At 72.8% G+C, this 18,755-nt stretch carries 14 protein-coding genes and 1 tRNA gene; 8 read left to right on the forward strand and 7 right to left on the reverse strand.

Annotated features, from left to right (window positions below; all coding sequences use genetic code 11):
• Positions 1 to 208: 208 nt before the first annotated feature.
• The 5 genes from RCO28_RS00005 to RCO28_RS00025 form a co-directional block, all read right to left on the reverse strand.
• A complete protein-coding gene (locus RCO28_RS00005; RefSeq protein WP_308938790.1) occupies positions 209 to 820 on the reverse strand; it encodes a hypothetical protein in 612 nt (203 codons plus the stop codon).
• 193 nt (positions 821 to 1,013) lie between these two features.
• A complete protein-coding gene (locus RCO28_RS00010; protein ID WP_308938791.1) occupies positions 1,014 to 1,415 on the reverse strand; it encodes a VOC family protein in 402 nt (133 codons plus the stop codon).
• A gap of 311 nt (positions 1,416 to 1,726) precedes the next feature.
• Positions 1,727 to 3,754 carry a serine/threonine-protein kinase gene (locus tag RCO28_RS00015; RefSeq protein WP_308938792.1) on the reverse strand — a complete coding sequence of 676 codons (2,028 nt, stop codon included), beginning with the start codon at positions 3,752 to 3,754 and terminating at the stop codon, positions 1,727 to 1,729.
• 122 nt (positions 3,755 to 3,876) lie between these two features.
• Positions 3,877 to 5,646: a serine/threonine-protein kinase gene (locus RCO28_RS00020; RefSeq protein ID WP_308938793.1), complete on the reverse strand. Its 1,770-nt coding sequence runs from the start codon at positions 5,644 to 5,646 to the stop codon at positions 3,877 to 3,879.
• A 156-nt stretch (positions 5,647 to 5,802) separates the two neighbouring features.
• Positions 5,803 to 5,875 (reverse strand) — tRNA-Arg (locus RCO28_RS00025).
• A gap of 307 nt (positions 5,876 to 6,182) precedes the next feature.
• Between RCO28_RS00025 and RCO28_RS00030 the strand changes: the two genes are divergently transcribed.
• The 7 genes from RCO28_RS00030 to RCO28_RS00060 all read left to right on the forward strand — a co-directional run bounded on the left by RCO28_RS00030 (position 6,183) and on the right by RCO28_RS00060 (position 15,327).
• Entirely contained in the window at positions 6,183 to 7,823 is a 1,641-nt protein-coding gene (locus RCO28_RS00030; RefSeq protein WP_308938794.1) for a dynamin family protein, read from the forward strand.
• Between the two features lie 5 nt (positions 7,824 to 7,828).
• Positions 7,829 to 10,060: a GTPase gene (locus tag RCO28_RS00035; protein ID WP_308938795.1), complete on the forward strand. Its 2,232-nt coding sequence runs from the start codon at positions 7,829 to 7,831 to the stop codon at positions 10,058 to 10,060.
• Positions 10,061 to 10,210: 150 nt separating this feature from the next.
• Positions 10,211 to 10,702, forward strand: a complete 492-nt coding sequence (locus tag RCO28_RS00040) for a single-stranded DNA-binding protein (RefSeq protein ID WP_308938796.1) — start codon at positions 10,211 to 10,213, stop codon at positions 10,700 to 10,702.
• Between the two features lie 209 nt (positions 10,703 to 10,911).
• Positions 10,912 to 12,321, forward strand: coding sequence for an LAETG motif-containing sortase-dependent surface protein (locus RCO28_RS00045; RefSeq protein ID WP_308938797.1), 1,410 nt, complete (start codon positions 10,912 to 10,914; stop codon positions 12,319 to 12,321).
• Positions 12,322 to 12,550: 229 nt separating this feature from the next.
• On the forward strand, positions 12,551 to 14,215 hold the full coding sequence (gene ettA, locus RCO28_RS00050; protein WP_308938798.1) for an energy-dependent translational throttle protein EttA: 1,665 nt from the start codon (positions 12,551 to 12,553) through the stop codon (positions 14,213 to 14,215).
• 6 nt (positions 14,216 to 14,221) lie between these two features.
• Complete coding sequence (locus RCO28_RS00055; RefSeq protein WP_308938799.1) at positions 14,222 to 14,653, forward strand: thioesterase family protein; 432 nt, start codon at positions 14,222 to 14,224, stop codon at positions 14,651 to 14,653.
• On the forward strand, positions 14,650 to 15,327 hold the full coding sequence (locus RCO28_RS00060) for a hypothetical protein (RefSeq protein WP_308938800.1): 678 nt from the start codon (positions 14,650 to 14,652) through the stop codon (positions 15,325 to 15,327). The genes RCO28_RS00055 and RCO28_RS00060 overlap by 4 nt, the downstream gene beginning before the upstream one ends.
• A gap of 179 nt (positions 15,328 to 15,506) precedes the next feature.
• Here RCO28_RS00060 and RCO28_RS00065 read toward each other — a convergent pair whose 3' ends face one another.
• The gene (locus RCO28_RS00065; RefSeq protein WP_308938801.1) at positions 15,507 to 15,911 is read right to left on the reverse strand and encodes a globin; all 405 of its coding nucleotides are present in this window, start codon (positions 15,909 to 15,911) and stop codon (positions 15,507 to 15,509) included.
• Positions 15,912 to 16,047: 136 nt separating this feature from the next.
• Between RCO28_RS00065 and RCO28_RS00070 the strand changes: the two genes are divergently transcribed.
• Positions 16,048 to 17,046 carry a methyltransferase domain-containing protein gene (locus tag RCO28_RS00070; RefSeq protein WP_308938802.1) on the forward strand — a complete coding sequence of 333 codons (999 nt, stop codon included), beginning with the start codon at positions 16,048 to 16,050 and terminating at the stop codon, positions 17,044 to 17,046.
• Positions 17,047 to 17,073: 27 nt separating this feature from the next.
• Here the strand turns inward: RCO28_RS00070 and RCO28_RS00075 are convergent, their stop codons facing one another.
• Complete coding sequence (locus tag RCO28_RS00075; RefSeq protein ID WP_308938803.1) at positions 17,074 to 18,726, reverse strand: FHA domain-containing protein; 1,653 nt, start codon at positions 18,724 to 18,726, stop codon at positions 17,074 to 17,076.
• Positions 18,727 to 18,755 lie beyond the last annotated feature (29 nt).

The raw sequence follows: 18,755 nt of genomic DNA on the forward strand, positions 1-18,755 counted from the left end.
AGAGGAGGGGGCGGCGGGCAGGGGGGGCGGAGCGGAGGGGGCGGAGGGCAGGGGGCGAAGAGGAGGGCGCGGAGGGCAGGGGGGCGGGGCTGGTGCCCGCCGCTTTCGCGCGGCTCGGGGGTACCGCCGCTTGCGCGGGACCGGTCCGGCGCGACAGCGGCGGACGCCGCCGTTCAGCTGTGGCTGCCGCGACTGCGGCGGACGCCGTTCAGCTGTGGCCGCCACGACTGCGGCGCCGGCGGATCAGCCACGCGCCACCGAGTCCCGCGGTCAGTGCGAGCGCCGCACCTCCGGCGATCCGCACCGCGGTGTCCTGCGGTGCGCCACCGCCGAGACCGCCTCTGACCTGGCCGGTCGGAGAGGTGGGGCGGGTGGTCGGGCTGCTGGTGGCGGTCGGGGAACTGACGGTGACCCGCTGGGCTCCGGCGGACGCGCCGCCCGTGCAGATCACGGCCACGGTGTAGCTGCCGGGGCTGACGCCCTGCCACGAGGCGCTCTTGGAGGTGCCTCCGCCCGCGAGGTCCACCTGCTCGCCGCCGGTGAAGCTGGCGCTCCCGTTGCCCATCAGCGAGGCCCTGCCGCCGCTGGGGCAGGAAGTGGTGGTGACCTGGACCGTCGTACCGGTCGCGGTGACATTGATCTGGGTGGGTACGACCAGAGGGCCGGACGCCGCGAGGGCGGGACTCGCGACGAGGGCGAGCGGGGCGGCAACGGCGGCGACGAACAGACCGGAACGCGGGAAGCGCGGTGAGCGCGGTGAGCGCGGGGAGCGTCGTGAGCGGGGGGAGCGCGGGGATATTCGACTCGTACGCATACGCATGTCCTCCACCGAAGCCCGGGAGGCGGCACCCCCAAGGTGCCACCGGATCAGGGAGGTCCCGTGCTCCGTGTCACCGAGCCAAAGCGCTCGGCGCCCCTCGCGCACGCGGGGGACGCCGAGCGGTGGCTGTGCGGGTGACGAGCGTCAGCCGGATGGCGGCACGGAGGGACTGGGGGACTGGGGGACTGGGGGCCTAGGCCGGCTCACCCTCCGTGTCGAGGGTGTACGGCGCGGAGATGACCTCCATGCCGTGGCCCGCGGGGTCCATGAAGTAGACGCCGCGGCCGCCGTGGTTGTGGTTGATCTCGCCCGGCTGCTGGCCGTGCGGATCGGCCCAGAACTCGATCCCGGCCTCCTTGATCCGCTCGAAGACACCGTCGAACTCCTCCTCGGTGACGAGGAAGGCGTAGTGCTGGAGCGTGATCGACTCGGCGGGGATGGACGCGAAGTCCAGGGTGACGCCGTTGCTCGTGGCGACGGGGACGAACGGTCCCCACTCCGTCCCGATCCCCAGACCGAGGATGTGGGCCAGGAACTCGGCGGAAGCCCGGTTGTCACGGGCGTGAATGATGGTGTGGTTGAACTCGACCGACATGGTGGGAATGCCTCCAGAGGCACTCTCGGGCACCTCCACGCTCACCCAGCCGGTGACCAACGCGCGATGCCGTGCCGGGGATGCTAGGCCGACGGCCTCCGGCCGTCCACCGGTTTTCGCCGTGCACCGGTCTCCGGCCGTGCACCGGTTTTCGCCGCGCACTGGTCTCCGGCCGTGCACCGGTTTCGCCGTGCACGGTCTTTTCCGCCGCCCACCGGTTCTCGCCGTGCACCGGTCTTTTCCGCCGTTCACCGGTTTTCGGGCGTACGCGCCTCGGTCGCAGTTCGGGGTGCGCGGCCCGGGCGTGCCGCTCACACCCGCGTGTACGTCAGCACCGCTCCGTCCGTGAACTCCCGCACCAGACGGCCGTTCTCCTCCCGCAGGATCGACGAGTCCCCGGTGACGCACGCGCCCGAGGAGGCGGCGCGGTCGACGGCGGGCGGGGCGAGCCGGACGGCCTCGTCGGCGTCCCGGCCGCCGGTGGAGACCAGGTCCATGCCCGCCTCGCAGTGCTCACCGCCGCCTTCGGAGACCAGCCTGGCCGCAGAGCTCCCGACCGCCTCCTGCGTGACGGTCATCCGCTGCGTGCCGCCGTTCGCCAACTGCCGCTGCCAGGTGCCGAGCAGCTCGTCGGGCAGCCGCTCGGGGCCGGTGATCCGGTGCAGTACGGCGGTGCGCCCGGCGGCCTCCCAGCGCAGCGCGTCCTTGCCCTCGACGACCAGGGTGTGCGCGCCGAGCGCCGAGCAGCTGCCCTCCGGCACGCTGCGGACCACCTTCGTGTCGAGCCGCAGCGAACTGCCGCCCGAGGCGCGGCCCGCGAGCTTGCCGTCGCTCTTGCACTCGTAGTTGCGGCCGAGGCTGATGCTGTTCGCCACGACCTCGCCGTACTGGCCCTCGCTGATCTCGAACCGCCGGAACTGGCCGCTCGGCCGCCCGTCCCGCTCCACCTCGCCGGCCCAGGTGCCGACGAAGCCGCGCGGCACGTCGGAGGCCGCGCCCTTGCCGGGCCCGCCGGAAGGCTCACCTCCGCCGAGCGGCGGCCATCCGGCGGGGGACGCGGCGACCACGGCACCGGCCACGACGGCCGCCCCGGCGAGGGCCAGCACCAGCTTCCGGGCAGTGCGCTTCGGGGGCTGCTCCGCCTGCTTCAACTGCGGCGCGGGGCCGCTCTGTTCGGCCCACTCCGGCTGCTGCGGCGCCTTCGGCAACTGCACTGTTCCCGGCTCGACGTGAGCGGGAGTGGGAGCGTGAGCGAGGGTGAGGCCGGGGCCCGGGTCGGAAGAGGGCGTGGGGGCGGGGATGGGAGTGGGGGCGGATGTGGAGGTGGGAGTAGGAGTGGGCGCGTGCATCGGTGCCGAGATCGGGGTCGCCGTCGCGCGCGGCGGAGTGTCCGTGTCCAGCAACCGCACCGCGCGGCGCCCGAGTTCGGCGATGAGCTGGGCGGGCAGCCAGGGCGGCGCCGACGTGCCGGTCGCGACCGGCTGCACCTGATCGATGACGTCCTCGGACCGCGTCCGCGCCGCCGGGTCCTTGGCGAGGCAGCCCGCGATCAGCGACCGCAGCGGCTCCTGGATCCCCGTCAGGTCCGGCTCCTCCTGGGCGATCTTGAACATCACCGCATGCACCCCGCCGGCCCCGCCGCCACCGAACGGCGCACACCCGGTCACCGCGTACGCGAGCAGGGCGCCCATGCAGAACACATCGCTGGCCGGGGTCAGTTGCTCGCCCCTGATCTGCTCCGGCGACATGAAGCTGGGCGAGCCGACCACCATCCCGGCGCTGGTGAGCGTGGTCTCGGGCACGTAGTCCAGGGCACGCGCGATGCCGAAGTCGATCACCCGCGGGCCGTCGATCGTCACGAGCACGTTGGACGGCTTGAGGTCCCGGTGCACGAGCCCGGCGCCGTGGATGTCGAGCAGCGCGCTGGACAGTCCGTACGCCAGGGTCCTCACGGAGTGTTCGGGCAGCGGTCCGTGGCCGCGCGGGGAGACGACGTGCTCCAGGGACGGCCCCGCGATGTATCCCGTCGCGACCCAGGGCGTGTCGGCCTCGGTGTCGGCGTCGAGCACGGGAGCCGTCCACCGGTCACCGACCCGGCGGGCCGCCTCGACCTCCAGGCGGAACCTCTCCCGGAACTCCGGCTCCGCGGCGAGCTCGGCCTTGATCAGCTTCACGGCGACGGTGCGGCCGCCCTCGGAACGCGCCAGGTAGACCCGGCCCATGCCGCCGGTACCGAGCACATCGAGCAGACGGTACGGCCCGATCCTGCCGTCCCCGTCGCCGTCCCCGTGATGCGCGGACGCGGCCCCGCCCGGTACTCCCGCCGCGTGCCCTGCCATGTGCTCTCCCTCGGATCGTCCTGCCACCCCACTCTGTGTCACTAAGGTCACGAGTCGGCCGCCGAGTGGCTTCTGTTTGATGGGCGTCTGGATGCGGCGTTTCGCTCGGACGGCCAGGCGGCTCAGGTCCGACTGCGCAGCGCCGCCCAGGTGTTGGGCCCCACCATGCCGTCGGCATCGAGCCCCTTGGAGCCCTGGAACTTCTTCACGGCGGCTCTCGTGTCCTCCCCGAACTGGCCGTCCACACCGGCGCCTCCGATGCCGTACCCGCGCTTGCTGAGCATGCACTGCACCTGCACGACACGCTGCCCCTTGTCGCCGAAGCGGGTGAGGGCATGGCCCGAGTAGTACGTGCACTGCGTGATCCACGGCGGCGTCGGTCTGGTCGGCTTCGGCGTGGTGGTGGGCGGTCTCGGCTTCTGGCTCTCCTGCCCACCCGGTCTCCCGGAGGCTGTACGGGTGGGGCTCGCGGGGCGCGTGCTCGACGCTCCGGAACTCGGCGCACCGTCCCGGCCGCCCCCGTCCGCGCTGGGCGAGCTGCCGCCCTGAGCGGTGTCGGAGGCGGACGGTGAGGTCAGCCCCGACTCGCCCGACTGCCCGGGGGAGTCGGAGGCGCTCACCGAACCGGCCGACGCGGGCCCGGCCTCGGCCTCCGGCTCGCCCGGCCGGGTCATGAGGAACGCGGTCAGGGCGACGGCGACCACGGCGAGCGAGGCGACCACAGCGAGATACACCCGCCGCTTGCGTCCCCTCCCGGACGGATCCTCGTGCACGCCGGTCTCCCGCGGCAGCGTGCCACCGGGCGCGGGGACGGGCCCGGGCGAGGCGGCGGGAGCGGCGGGAGCGGGCGACGGCGAGAAAGCGGCGGGCGCGGGCGCCTGACCGGGGGCGGCCGCCCCGATCCCCGCTCCCGGCAACCGCAGCTGCACGGTCCCGTCCACCGGCACCTGACTCAGGACGTCGTACGCCTCCCGCCGCGCCGCCACCTGCGCGTGCAGCGGCTCGTGCCACCGCCCCGGCCAGGGACGGGCCGCCGCGGCCTCGCTCAGCTGGCCCGGGGTGGGCCGCAGCCCGGGTTCCTTCGCGAGGCAGGCGGAGAGCAGATCCGCCAGGCCCGGGTCGACGGAGACGAGTTCCCCTATGACGTCCGCGTACGGCTCCTCGAACGCGACGCGGTGCATGACGTCCACCCCGGTGCCGTCGCCGAACGGGGCCCGGCCGGTCGCCGCGAAGACCAGGGTGCAGGCCAGCGAGAACACGTCCGAGACGACATCGGCCCGCCCGTCCCGCAGCCGCTCCGGCGACATGTACGCGGGCGTGCCGACCGCTTTGCCGGTGGTGGTGATCGAACTGGCGTCGGCGGCCTGCGAGATCCCGAAGTCGATGACGTACGCACCGTCCGTGCCCAGGATCACGTTGGACGGCTTGAGGTCCCGGTGCACGACCTGGGCGGCCGTCAACTCGTCGAGCGCCCGGCCCAGTTCACCGACGAGCCGCCATACCCCGCTCGCCGGAAGCGGCCCGAACTCCTGCACGGCCTCGGAAAGGTTCGGACCCGGCAGGTACTCGGTGGCCATCCACAGCAGGTCGGAGTCGAAGCCGGTGTCGAGCAGCCGCGGCGCATGCGGACTGCGCACCCGCGCGAGGACAGCGGCCTCCCGCTCGAACCGCCGCCGGAACTCCACGCTCTCCGCGTACTCGGGCCGGATCACCTTGACCGCGGCCAGCCGCTCCCCGCCGTGCGCCGTGGGCCGCGCGAGATAGACCCGCCCCATGCCGCCACTGCCGAGCAGGCCCAGCGGAACATACGGCCCGATCCGCACCGGATCCCCGCTCCGCAGCCGCCCGGCCCCGGCCATCCCCAGCGCCGCTTCCGCGTCCCGCCCCGCCATGACACCCCCGCGCCCTCGGCTCCTCCCACCGATTCGCGAGGCTATCGCAGCCGACTGACATCGCCCGCCGCCGATCCGAGGCGCTCGCGGCATCGCGTGCGGGCGGGGCTCCCGGGACCAGCAGAAAGCCCCTCCCGAAGGAGAGGCGACGAAAAGCGCCCCCGGCAGGACTCGAACCTGCGGCCAAGCGCTTAGAAGGCGCCTGCTCTATCCACTGAGCTACGGGGGCCGGGTTGCGGCCGTGGCCTGGAGCCCGGATGTGGGGGTGATCCGTGACCTCGCCGGGGACAAGGATAGGGCTCCGGTGTCCTTGTCCCGGTTGCTTCGCCTCCGCGGCGCGATGTGGAGGTTCGGTGAAGCGGTCCCGATAATCGCAGGCAGGTACGAATTCTGCAGCGGTTTTGGCGTCTCGCGCCCCGGGTGTTGTGCACTCGTTATGCCTGTGCCCCCTCTCGTCCCGTCTGTCTCAAGTGTCCGACCGGCGCGCAGGGGCCCATATCCTTCAGAAAAGCTCCAAAATTGGGCATTCTTCGCATGTGGTGACCTTGGACGTACGGCCTCAGCTGCTCGAAGCACTCTCTGCCCTGCGCGACCGTGTCGCCTCCGCACGCTTTCCGCTCCCCTTGACAGGCGCACCACGCGCGCGTGCCAACCGGGACGAACTTCTCGCGCAGCTCGACGACTATCTCGTGCCCCGCCTGCGCCAGCCCGAAGCGCCGCTCCTCGCCGTCATCGGCGGGTCGACGGGGGCCGGCAAGTCGACGCTCGTCAACTCCCTCGTGGGGCGACAGGTCAGCGAAGCGGGGGTCCTTCGGCCGACGACCCGCACGCCGGTACTGGTCTGCAATCCGGAGGATCACCACTGGTTCGCGGGCCTTCGCGTACTGCCCGAGCTCACCCGCGTATGGATGCCGGACCACCCCGAGCGGCGCGAGAAGCCCGCGCGGCCCGGGCAGCGCGGTGGCCGCGACGAGCCGCACCCCGGCGCCGAACCGGGCGAGCGCGTGCTCCGCATCGAGACCGCCGCCACCCTCCCGCGCGGACTCGCCCTCCTCGACGCCCCCGACATCGACTCCCTCATCACCGGCAACCGCCGGCTCGCCGCCGAGCTGATGTGCGCCGCCGACGTCTGGGTCATGGTCACGACCGCCGCCCGCTACGCCGACGCCGTGCCCTGGCACCTGCTGCGCACCGCCAAGGAGTACGACGCGACCCTCCTCTCCGTACTGGACCGCGTACCGCACCAGGTCCTCGCCGACGTCTCACGGCAGTACGGGGCGCTGCTCACCAAGGCCGGGCTCGGCGAGGTGCCGCGGTTCACGATCCCGGAGCTTCCGGAGTCCGCGGGCGGCGGCGGACTGCTGCCCGCCACCGCCGTGGCGCCGCTGCGGGCCTGGCTCACGCACCGCGCCCAGGACCCGGCCGCCCGCGCCCAGGTCATGAGCCGTACCGCCGCCGGACTGCTCTCCTCCCTCGACTCCCGGATGCCGGAACTCGCCGGTGCCGTCTCCGCCCAGTACGCGGCCGCGCTGCGTCTCACGGCCGCCGTCGACGAGGCGTACGACCGCGAGCACGCGCGCGTGCGGGGGCGGCTGCAGGCGGGCGGCGTCCTCGCCGGATCCGCGCTGAGCCGGTGGCGGAGCTACCCCCTGGACTGCAGCGCGGGTGAACTGCTCGACGCGATCGTGGACAGCCTGGCCGCGCTCCTGCTGTGCTCCGTCTCCGCGGCCGGACAGCGCATCGACGAGCAGTGGTCCCGTGAGCCCGCGGCGACCTCGCGCGAGCTTGCCGAGCGCGAGGGGGACCGGGAGGGCGCCGAGCACCGGATCGGCCTGGAAGCGCGCAGATGGCGCCGTGTCCTCGAGGAGTACGTCGAGGAGGAGGCGCGCGGCCAGGAGAACCCGCCCGACCCCGAAGTCGTCACGGCGCTCCTCGCTACTGCGCTGCTCGGCGGCCGCAGGGCCCGTACCGCGGGGGAGACGCTGGCCGAGCGGATCGGCGCGCACGGGGCGCTCAAGCTGCGCGACCGCGGTGGGCGCCTGCTCACGGAATGCGTCGCGAAGGTGCTGCGCGCCGAACGCGACCGCAGGCTCGCCCCGCTCGACGCCCTCGACATCCAACCGGAATCGCAGGCCGAACTGATCGCCGCGCTGTCCGTACTGAAGAAGGAGAGGTGACCGCGGTGACTGCTGTCACTGATCACACCAGCGGCCAGGAACCCGCCGAGCCGAGGGGAACGGGCGCCTCCCGTGAGCGTTCCGTCGCCGACTCGGGCCGGGCCGACTCGGCGCGGCGCGGCGGGAGTTCGAGCTCCGACACCGACACCGACACCGACACCGACACCCGCTCCTGGGCCGCCTCGCCGACACGTAAGGCGACGCACGACGACAGCGCCCCACCAGCCGGCGAGAAGCGCGCCCGCAGGTCACGAGCGGGACGACGCGCCTCGGCCGAAAAAGGCACACAGGGAGGGACGGGCAGCACCACCAGAACCGGCACTACAAAGAAGGCGTCGAACCGCCACCACGCGCGCGGGGAGAACGGGGAGAACTCAGGGAGCGAAGGCGCGGAAGGACGCGCCTGGGACGACGGCCTGATCGCCCGGCGCGCGGGCGACGCACCGGACAGCGCCGAGAGCCGCGACGGAAACGGCGGCCACGCGCGCGTGGAGCCCTTCGACCAGGACGGGCAGGACGCCTACAGGGGCGGCACCCCGCAGACCACCACGTACGAGCCGGAACTGCGGGCCCGCCTCGACGCGCTGCGGGAGCTGGTCGGGCTGTCCCGTACCCGACTCGACGGGCGCACCCTCGCCGAGGCGGGCCGGGTGCTCGACCAGGCCGCCGCGCGGCGCGGGCTCTCCGACCGGCACACCGTCGTCGCCGTCGCGGGCGCCACCGGCAGCGGAAAGTCGACCCTGTTCAACGCCCTTGCTGGAGTGGCCATTTCGGACACCGGGGTGCGACGCCCGACCACCGCCGCGCCCATCGCGTGCAGCTGGACGGACGGCGCCGCCGGCCTGCTCGACCGGCTCGCCATCCCGGGGCGGCTGCGCCGCAGGCCGCTGCAGCACACCTCTCAAGGGGCGGGTCTCGACGGCCTGGTCCTGGTCGACCTGCCGGACCACGACTCGGCCGCCGTCGAGCACCGTGAGCACGTGGACCGGATCCTCACCCTCGTGGACGCGGTGATCTGGGTCGTCGACCCGGAGAAGTACGCGGACGCCGTACTGCACGAGCGCTACCTGCGCCCGATGGCCGGCCACGCCGAAGTCAGCTTCGTCGTCCTCAACCAGACCGACCGGCTGCCCGGCGACGCCGCCGACCAGGTCCTTGACGACCTGCGCCGCCTGCTCGACGACGACGGCATCGCTCTCGGGGAGCACGGCGAACCGGGCGCCACTGTGCTGTCGCTCTCCGCGCTCACCGGTGACGGGGTCTCCGAACTCCGCGAAATCCTGGGCCAGTTCGTGGCCGAGCGGGGCGCGGCGGCCCGCCGTATCTCCGCCGACCTGGACGCCGCCGCGGCCCGGCTGCGGTCGGTCTACGCGGCAGGACGGCGCGTCGGGCTCAGCGAGCGGGCGCGCGAGGAGTTCTCCGACCGGCTCGCGGACGCGGTCGGCGCGGCAGCCGCGGGCCAGGCCGCGGAACGCGCGTGGCGCCGCAACGCGGGCAAGGCCTGCGGCACTCCATGGCTCCGCCTCTGGCGCTGGTACGAGGACCGGCGCTTCCCGCTGCTGCGCGCGAAGCCGGCCCCCGCCCCGCCCGCCGACGAGGAGGCGACCGCCCGCCAGCGCGTCGAGCAGGCGGTGCGCACCGTGGGCGACGAAGCGGCGGCCGGGCTTCCGGCGCCGTGGGCGCAGTCGGTAAAGGAGGCCGCGGCGCGCGGCGCTCACGGGCTGCCGGAGGCCCTCGACGAGCTGGCCCTGACCGCCGCGAGCCCGGCACGCCGACCTCCACGCCCGGGCTGGTGGCCGCTCGCGGTGCTCGCCCAGGCCTTGATGACGCTGCTCCAGATCGTCGGCGGAGTCTGGCTGTTGGGCCAGGTCATCGGCGTCTTCCCGCCCAACCTCGGCTCGCCCGTCCTGCTCATGATCGTCGGCATCGTGGGCGGCCCTGGGGTCGAGTGGGCCTGCCGGATGGCGGCACGCGGCCCGGCCCGGCGGTACGGGATCGAAGCGGAACGGAAGCTTCGAGAGGCCGCCGCGGCGTGCGGGCGCGCGCAGGTGCTCGACCCGGTCGCGGCGGAGCTGCTGCGCTACCGCGAGGTGCGTGAGCAGTACGTACGCGTCACCGGGGCCGTGGGCGCGGGGACGTCGGTGGCGATGGGCTCCCTCGGCGCGGTCGGCTCTGCCCGGCAGGCGGGCTCCGGCGGTTCGGGCGGGTCCGGGAAGCGGACGCTCACGGTCGGGTGACGGAGTTGTCCACAACCGGCCAGTAGTCCACAGGCCGGAGCGGGCTCGTCTCGCAGGTTGCAGTCTGAGGTCGTCGCGGCGGATCGCCGGTCGGTCTCCGCGGCACCTGCGGGACGGGCCCGCAGGCATGTGGCGAGGGGACGGGGCAAGATGAACGAGACGATGGTGACGGTCGTGGGGAACGTCGCGACGAAGCCGGTCTTCCGGGAGACGGCGAACGGCCCGGTGGTGCGCTTCCGCCTCGCCGTGACCTCCCGGTTCTTCGACCGTGCGGCGCAGGGCTGGAAGGACGGGCACACCAACTTCTTCACCGTGTGGGCCTGGCGCTCGCTCGCGGCGAACGTGGCCTCGTCGGTCTCCGTGGGTGAACCTCTCCTGGTGCGCGGCCGGCTGAAGGTGCGCAGCGAGGAGCGCGGCGGGCAGTCGTGGACGTCAGCGGACATCGAGGCGTACGCCGTCGGGCACGACCTGGCCCGCGGGACGTCCGCGTTCCGGCGTACGAGCAGGGCGTCGGCGGAACCGCTGATGGAACGTCAAGGCTCTCCCGAGCGCGGCGAATCGACGGCCCAACTCTCGGCGGACGAGCCGCAGTTCGAACTTCCCGCGCCCGTGGCGGTGCGGGAGCCGGAGCCCGCCACGTAGGGCGATCTGGGGGGTGATTTGTCGATTAGGGCAGGTCACAGTCGTATCCGGCGATAACGATTCCGAGTCGGAACGGTTATCTGATGGCATGACAGGGATATGCGGTGCGCGCGCCTTCATAGGATGCCGGGCGTAACTCACGGGGCAGTTGATGCTGCTGGCGGGACCGAACCCCCCATGTGAACGGGTCCCGCCCGGAGGGGAATTCAGTGTTTTCTTCGTTCTCAGTACGTCGTCGCGGTGCCGCTCGCCGCACCGTCGCGGCACTCGTGTCCGGTCTCGTCGTGGCCGGCGCGACCCTGGGCGCGAGCCCGGCTGTCGCCGACGACGCCCCGCAGCACCAGGGCGGTGCGACCGCGACCCTGGGCGGGCTGAAGACCTACGGCCAGGCCGTCATACGCGACGGCGGCGAGCAGCAGCGCATAGCCGCAGGGCTCTTCGAGATGGCCGTGGACGACGGCGGCATGCTCCAGACGTACTGCATCGACGTCCACAACCCGACGCAGAAGGACGCGAAATACCAGGAGACCCCCTGGAGCGCGACCTCGCTGAACGGCAACCCGCAGGCGGGCAAGATCCGTTGGATCCTGCAGAACTCCTACCCGCAGGTGAACGACCTGGCGGCGCTCGCCAAGAAGGCCGGTGCCCGTGGCCTGACCGAGCAGGCCGCGGCATCCGGCACCCAGGTCGCCATCTGGCGCTACTCCGACGAAGCCGACGTCGAGGCCCTCGACCCGCAGGCCGAGAAGCTCGCCGACTACCTGGAGAAGAACGCCCGGGACCTGCCCGAGCCCAAGGCGTCCCTGAGCCTGGACCCGCCGGCCGTGTCGGGCAGGTCCGGCGAGCGGATCGGTCCCGTCACCGTGCGGACCAACGCGCAGAGCGTCACCGTGGCCCCGCCCGCGGACGCCGCGGCCAGCGGTGTGCGCATCGTGGGCAAGGACGGCGAGCCCCGCACCACCGCCGCCAACGGGCACCAGCTCTACTTCGACGTGCCCGAGGACGCCGAGGCCGGGACGGCCGCGCTGACCCTGCAGGCCTCGACCACCGTGCCCGTCGGCCGGGCCTTCGCGTCCGAGACGAGGAGCCAGACGCAGATCCTCGCCGGGTCCAGCGAGTCCACCGTGTCGGCGACGGCCACGGCGCACTGGGCCGACAAGGGTGCGATACCCGCGCTGTCCGCACAGCGGAACTGCGCCAAGGGCGGCGTGGACATCACCGCGGCGAACAAGGGCGACGAGCCGTTCACGTTCGAGCTGATGGGCGCCAAGCACACCATCGCCGCCGGTGACGTGCAGACGGTCACGATCCCGCTGCAGGAGGACCAGGCCTACGACTTCACGATCACCGGCCCGAACGGCTACGAGAAGCGCTTCAAGGGCGTCCTCGACTGCCGGACCGCAGGCAGCTCCGGCGGCGACAGCGCCTCCCCGGCGCCGCAGCCCAGCCCGGCCTCCGCGGGCGGCACCGGCGCGAACGACGGCCCGGACCTGGCCGAGACCGGCAGCTCCAACGCCACCCCGATGATCGCGGGCATAGCCATCGTGCTGGTCGTCGTCGGCGGCGGAGCGGTCTTCCTGCTCCGCAAGAAGAAGGACGGGGCGGGCGAGAGCGAGTAGTGCCCATGTGACTCTCCGAGCACAGCGGCCCCGACGCACTCGCGTACGGGGCCGCCGTGTTTGGCGTGCACCGGGCTCGTGTACGTGCGACCGGCGGCCGAGACCCCACGGCCGCCCCTTTGCTCCCGGTTCGCCCGGAGGCCGGTCCGATACCGGTTTCCGCCTGGCGGTGGCCGTCAGGCAAGATGGGGTGTATCTGCCCACTTCCAGTTCTGCCGGACGGTTTCTCTTGGCTGAGTACATCTACACGATGCGCAAGACGCGCAAGGCGCACGGCGACAAGGTGATCCTTGACGACGTCACGCTGAGCTTCCTCCCCGGCGCGAAGATCGGTGTGGTCGGTCCGAACGGTGCCGGTAAGTCGACCGTTCTGAAGATCATGGCCGGTCTGGAGCAGCCGTCGAACGGTGACGCGTTCCTCTCGCCCGGTTACAGCGTCGGCATCCTCCTGCAGGAGCCCCCGCTGAACGAGGAGAAGACCGTCCTCGAGAACGTGCAGGAGGGCGTCTCCGAGACCAAGGGCAAGCTCGACCGGTTCAACGAGATCGCCGAGCAGATGGCGACCGAGTACACCGACGAGCTGATGGAGGAGATGGGCAAGCTCCAGGAGGACCTCGACCACGCCAACGCCTGGGACCTCGACGCCCAGCTCGAGCAGGCCATGGACGCCCTCGGCTGCCCGCCCGGCGACTGGCCGGTCACCAACCTCTCCGGTGGTGAGAAGCGCCGCGTCGCCCTGTGCAAGCTGCTGCTCGAAGCCCCCGACCTGCTCCTCCTCGACGAGCCCACCAACCACCTGGACGCCGAGTCCGTGCAGTGGCTGGAGGCGCACCTCGCCAAGTACGCCGGCACCGTCGTCGCCATCACCCACGACCGGTACTTCCTGGACAACGTCGCGGGCTGGATCCTGGAGCTCGACCGCGGCCGCGCCATCGGCTACGAGGGCAACTACTCCACGTACCTCGAGACCAAGCAGACCCGTCTCAAGGTCGAGGGCCAGAAGGACGCCAAGCGCGCCAAGCGGCTCAAGGAAGAGCTCGAGTGGGTGCGGTCCAACGCCAAGGGCCGGCAGGCCAAGTCCAAGGCGCGCCTTGCCCGTTACGAGGAGATGGCCGCCGAGGCGGACAAGATGCGGAAGCTGGACTTCGAGGAGATCCAGATCCCGCCGGGCCCGCGCCTGGGCAGTGTCGTCGTCGAGGTCAACAACCTCACCAAGGGCTTCGGCGACAAGCTCCTCATCGACAACCTGAGCTTCACGCTGCCCCGCAACGGCATCGTGGGCGTCATCGGTCCGAACGGCGCGGGCAAGACCACGCTGTTCAAGATGATCCAGGGGTTCGAGACGCCCGACTCCGGCGAGATCAAGGTCGGCGACACGGTCAAGATCTCCTACGTCGACCAGTCCCGCGGCAACATCGACCCGAAGAAGACGCTGTGGGCCGTCGTCTCGGACGAGCTGGACTACATCAACGTCGGCCAGGTCGAGATGCCGTCGCGTGCGTACGTCTCGGCCTTCGGCTTCAAGGGCCCGGACCAGCAGAAGCCGGCCGGTGTGCTCTCCGGCGGTGAGCGCAACCGCCTGAACCTCGCGCTCACCCTCAAGCAGGGCGGCAACCTGCTGCTCCTCGACGAGCCGACCAACGACCTGGACGTCGAGACCCTGTCCTCCCTGGAGAACGCGCTGCTCGAGTTCCCGGGTGCCGCGGTGGTCGTCTCCCACGACCGCTGGTTCCTGGACCGAGTCGCGACGCACATCCTGGCGTACGAGGGCGACTCCAGGTGGTTCTGGTTCGAGGGCAACTTCGAGTCGTACGAGAAGAACAAGATCGAGCGGCTCGGTCCGGACGCGGCGCGCCCGCACCGTGCCACGTACAAGAAGCTCACCCGGGGCTGAGCGCCAGTGGCTCGGCACATCTACAGCTGCCCCCTTCGCTGGTCGGACATGGACGCCTTCGGGCACGTCAACAACGTCGTCTTCCTGCGGTACTTGGAAGAGGCGCGGATCGACTTCATGTTCCGGCTCGCGCCGGGCGACGGATCGCCCTCGTTCTCCGGGGGCTCCGTCGTCGCGCGGCACGAGATCGACTACGTACGGCCGTTGGTGCACCGCCATGAGCCGGTGACCATCGAGTCGTGGGTGACGAAGATCAGCGCGGCCTCGCTCACGATCGCGTACGAGGTGAAGGACCCGGACCAGGTGTACGTCCGGGCCTCGACGATCGTCGTGCCCTTCGACCTGGAGGCGCAGCGGCCGCGGCGGATCACCGCGGAGGAGAAGTCCTACCTCCTGGAGTACATGGACGACTCGGCTCCGGGGGCGCTTGCCGCATGACGGCTCCGCCGTTGCGTTTCGCCGACGCCGGGGAGGCGGCCGACCTGGCCGCCTTCCTGGCCCGGCTCATCCACTACGACAAGGCCGCGGCCGTGCGGCTGCAGGCCGGCGGTGGGGCGCTCGCCGTGTTCGGGCGGCCGCCGTCCTTCGAGGTGCTCGCCATCCGCGCGGCCCGGCTCGCGGAGCCGACCGAGCTCGATGTGACCGTCTCGGCGGGTGAACTCCTCGAAGGGATCGACGAGTCGGCGGGTACGGCCACCGTGCCCGAGGCCGTCACCGGGCCGCCGTGGGCCGGTGTGCTGCCCCCGCGCGGCGGCTGGCAGCAGCTCCCCGGGCTGCCCGGACTCGACGCCGTGCGTCGGGCCGTGGGCGTCGCGGTCGGTGAATTCCGCGCGCGTACCGAGGAGTTGGACCCGGAGAAGCGCACCCGCGGCGAGCTGGACCGGATCGGCCGGGAGATCTGGTCGCGGCCGGTCGGCGACACCGAACTGCCGGTGCGGGCCGCGCACGCCGCGCAGGCGCTCGGCTTTCTGCGCCCCGGGGCCTTCGCGGCGGGACCGGAGAGCGGGCCCACGCTGCTCGCCTCGGGCGCGTGGCTGCGGCTGCGCACGCCGTACGGCTCGATCGCCGTGCGCAGGGCGGGAGTTGGGGCGTTGAGCGTTACGCCGACCTAGGTCTCACGTTGTCCGTACCGCGCTCTGGTACGGGGCTCGGGTCCTGGGGGCTCTGGTACGGGCTCGGGTCCTGGGGCTGCCGCCCCAGACCCCGCTTCATCGCCCTTCGGGCTCGTCCTCGAACTCCCCAGCCTTCGGCCGGGAGGTGCCCCCGGACGGGCTGAGATGCGCCGGGAGCGTCACCCCGCCGTGTTCACCATCGAGGCGGCTGCGTACGTCAGGTAGTTCCAGAGCGTGCGCTCGTGCTCCTCGGAGAGGTTCAGCGCCTCGACCGCCACTCGCATGTGCTTCAGCCACGCGTCGTGCGCGGCCTGGTTCACGGTGAACGGGGCGTGCCGCATGCGCAGACGGGGGTGGCCGCGGTTGTCGCTGTACGTGCGGGGGCCACCCCAGTACTGCATCAGGAAGAGCGCGAGCCGCTCCTCCGCCGGGCCCAGATCCTCCTCCGGGTACATCGGCCGAAGCAGCGGGTCCTCGGCGACGCCCTGGTAGAAGAGGTGCACCAGGCGCCGGAAGGTCTCCTCGCCGCCGACCTGCTCGTAAAACGTCTCGTCCTGAAGCGTGCCGCGCGGAATCTCCATCACCCGTCCATCGTCTCAGACACGGCGACCGAGGACCCCAGGCCTAGGACTTCCCCCGTCAGGTCCCTGCGTCGGGTCCCTGCGTCGGGTCCCTGCGTCGGGTCTCGCCTCCGGGGGGATATCGCAGGACAGTGGGGACATGGGAGCCGAGCTGCCGCAGGAGACGCCCGCCGTGCACGCCGTCGATGCCGTGCGGGCGGCCGCGGCGCGGGCCGGGCTTGTGCGGGAGATCGAGGCGAGCGGCGCCTTCGCGTCCGACCCGGCCTGGCGGGAGGCGTTCGAGGAGGTGCCGCGGCATCTGTTCGTGCCGTACTACTACGTCGGTACGGCGGAGGGGTACGAGCGGCTGTGGGGCGAGGACGCCGATCCGGGCCGCCGGGAGCGCTGGCTGCGCGGGGCGTACGCGGACGAGCCGCTGGCCACGCGCGTGCGCGACGGGGAGCTGATCTCGTCCAGCAGCCAGCCGTCCCTGATGGCGCAGATGCTCGCGGACCTCGCCGTACGGGACGGGGACGCGGTCCTGGAGATCGGCGCCGGGACCGGTTACAACGCGGCGCTGCTCGCCCATCGCCTCGGCGACGCGCTGGTCACGACGGTCGATCTGGACCCGGAGATCACCGAGTCCGCCCGCCGGCACCTCGCGGCGGCGGGCCGGCGCCCGAGGGTGGTCACCGGGGACGGGGCGCGCGGCTGCCCGGAGCACGCGCCGTACGACCGGATCATCGCGACCTGCACTCTGGAGACGGTGCCGCGGGCGTGGCTCGCGCAGTGCAGGCCGGGGGCGCGGATCCTGGCGCCGATGGCCACGGGCCTGATCCTGCTCGAGGTTGAGGACGGGGAGCACGCGGAGGGGCGGTTCCTGCACACGCCCGCGTACTTCGTGCCGCTGCGCGGCGGGGGCCGGGAGGAGCACCGGATGGGGCTCACCGGCGGGCTGCCGCGGCGGGCGCTGCACAGCGAGCTGTTCCGCTTCCTGCTGACGCTGACCCGGGACGTGCTCGACCCGCACGAGGCGCTCGCGCTCTGGCGGCGCGAGGGCAAACCGTCGCGGGAACGGTTCGGGGTCACGGTGAGCGGCTCCGACGTATGGGCCTGGCTGGATGATCCAACCGGCCCGTACGCCTGGCCGCTTCCGTGACCCCGGACGGTCCTGCTGTGCGCTCCGTCAGCCGCGCCGGACCGTGATCGTCGTCCAGGCGCCGACGTGCACGCGGTCGCCGTCCTGCAGCGGTACGGGGACGAACGGCTGGATCGGGTCCTCGCCGCCGTTGACCGTGGTGCCGTTGGTGGAGTTCTGGTCGACGACCGCCCAGCTGCCGTCCGGCTGCTGCACCAGGACCGCGTGCTGGTGCGAGACGCCCGGGTCCTCCGGCGGCACCGACAGATCGATGTCGGGGGTGTCACCGGTGGAGTGGCGGCGGCGGCCGATCGTGAGCTGGTTGCCGACCAGCTGACGCTGCTGCTCCGGGGAGTACGCGGGCAGGTTGAGGCTGGAGGCCTCGGGGCCGCTGCGGTGCATCATCGCCATGAAGTACTCGCGGTCGGGACCGATCGTGGCCGTCCAGCCCGCGGGCGCCTGGTTCTGCGGCGGGAAGCCGGGGCCCTGGCCGGGACCGGGCTGGCCGTGCAGACCGGGGCCGCCGGACTGACCCTGCGGACCCGGCTGGCCCAGACCCGGCTGGCCCGGACCCGGCTGACCCTGATCGGGGAAGCCCTGGCCCGGGAAGCCCTGGTCTGGGAAGCCCTGCTCTGGGAATCCCTGGCCAGGACCGCCGGGTCCGCCAGGACCCTGGTCCGGGAAGCCGGGCTGCGGCGGGGCCGGGGCGGGAGCCGGAGGTGCCGGCGGCGCCATGGACTCCTGCGGGGACGGCGGGGCCTGGCCTGACGGCGGCGGGATCATCCAGTCGTCGTTGCCACCGAGGTTCGGCGGAGGCGGCGGCGACTGCGGACCCCCCTGCGGGAAGCCGGGCGGCGGGCCCTGCTGCGGACCGGGACCGCCTTGGGGGCCGGGCCCACCCTGAGGGCCACCGTGCGGAGCGTCGGGGAAGCCGGGCGGCAGACCCTGCTGCGGACCGGGACCGCCCTGCGGGCCGGGCCCACCGAGCGCACCGGGACCGCCCTGCGAGGCATCCGGGAAGCCGGGCGGCGGACCCTGCTGAGGACCGCCCTGCGGGCCGGGCCCACCGAGCGAACCCTGAGGACCGGGACCGCCCTGAGACATGTCCGGGAAGCCGGGCGGCGGTGGACCCTGCATGCCCTGCGGAGCCTGGGGTGCCTGAGGTGCCTGCGGAGCCGGGGGCTGCTGCGGGCCGCCCTGCATCGGCGGAGGCGGAGGCGACGGCATCGACGGCATCGACGCGTCCGGCTGCAGCGGCTCCGCCGGGCGGTTCATCTGCGAGGGCCGCGAGCTCGTGTACTCACCGCCGCCGGACGGCGGTCCTGCCTGCGCGAAGCCGGGCGGCAGGTTCAGGCCAGGCGCCGGCGGGGCCGGGGGCGCGGGTGCGAACGACGTCGCGGTGTTGGTGAGGAAGTTCCACCGGCACTCCTCGCAGAACGGGGCGTTCGCCTCGCGCGGGGTGTTGCACTGCGGGCAGCTCTCCTGCGGGCCTCCGGCACCCGGCTGCGGGTAGCCGTACCCACCGCCGGGGGCGGGCGGGCCGGCCTGCTGCTGCGGGTAGCCGTAACCACCGGCCGCCGGGGGCGGCGGGGGCGGCGGAGGCATCGCACCGGCCGGCGCGCCTGCTCCTGCCATGCGTTGGCCGCAGACCTCGCACCAGTCGTCGGAACCCGACTGGTGTCCGTTCGGGCAGGTCGGCATGTCGGCGCTCCCCCTCTCCTTCACTCCTG

Origin of the sequence: Streptomyces sp. LHD-70, from assembly GCF_031157275.1 — a bacterium.
Classification (GTDB): Bacteria; Actinomycetota; Actinomycetes; order Streptomycetales; family Streptomycetaceae; genus Streptomyces.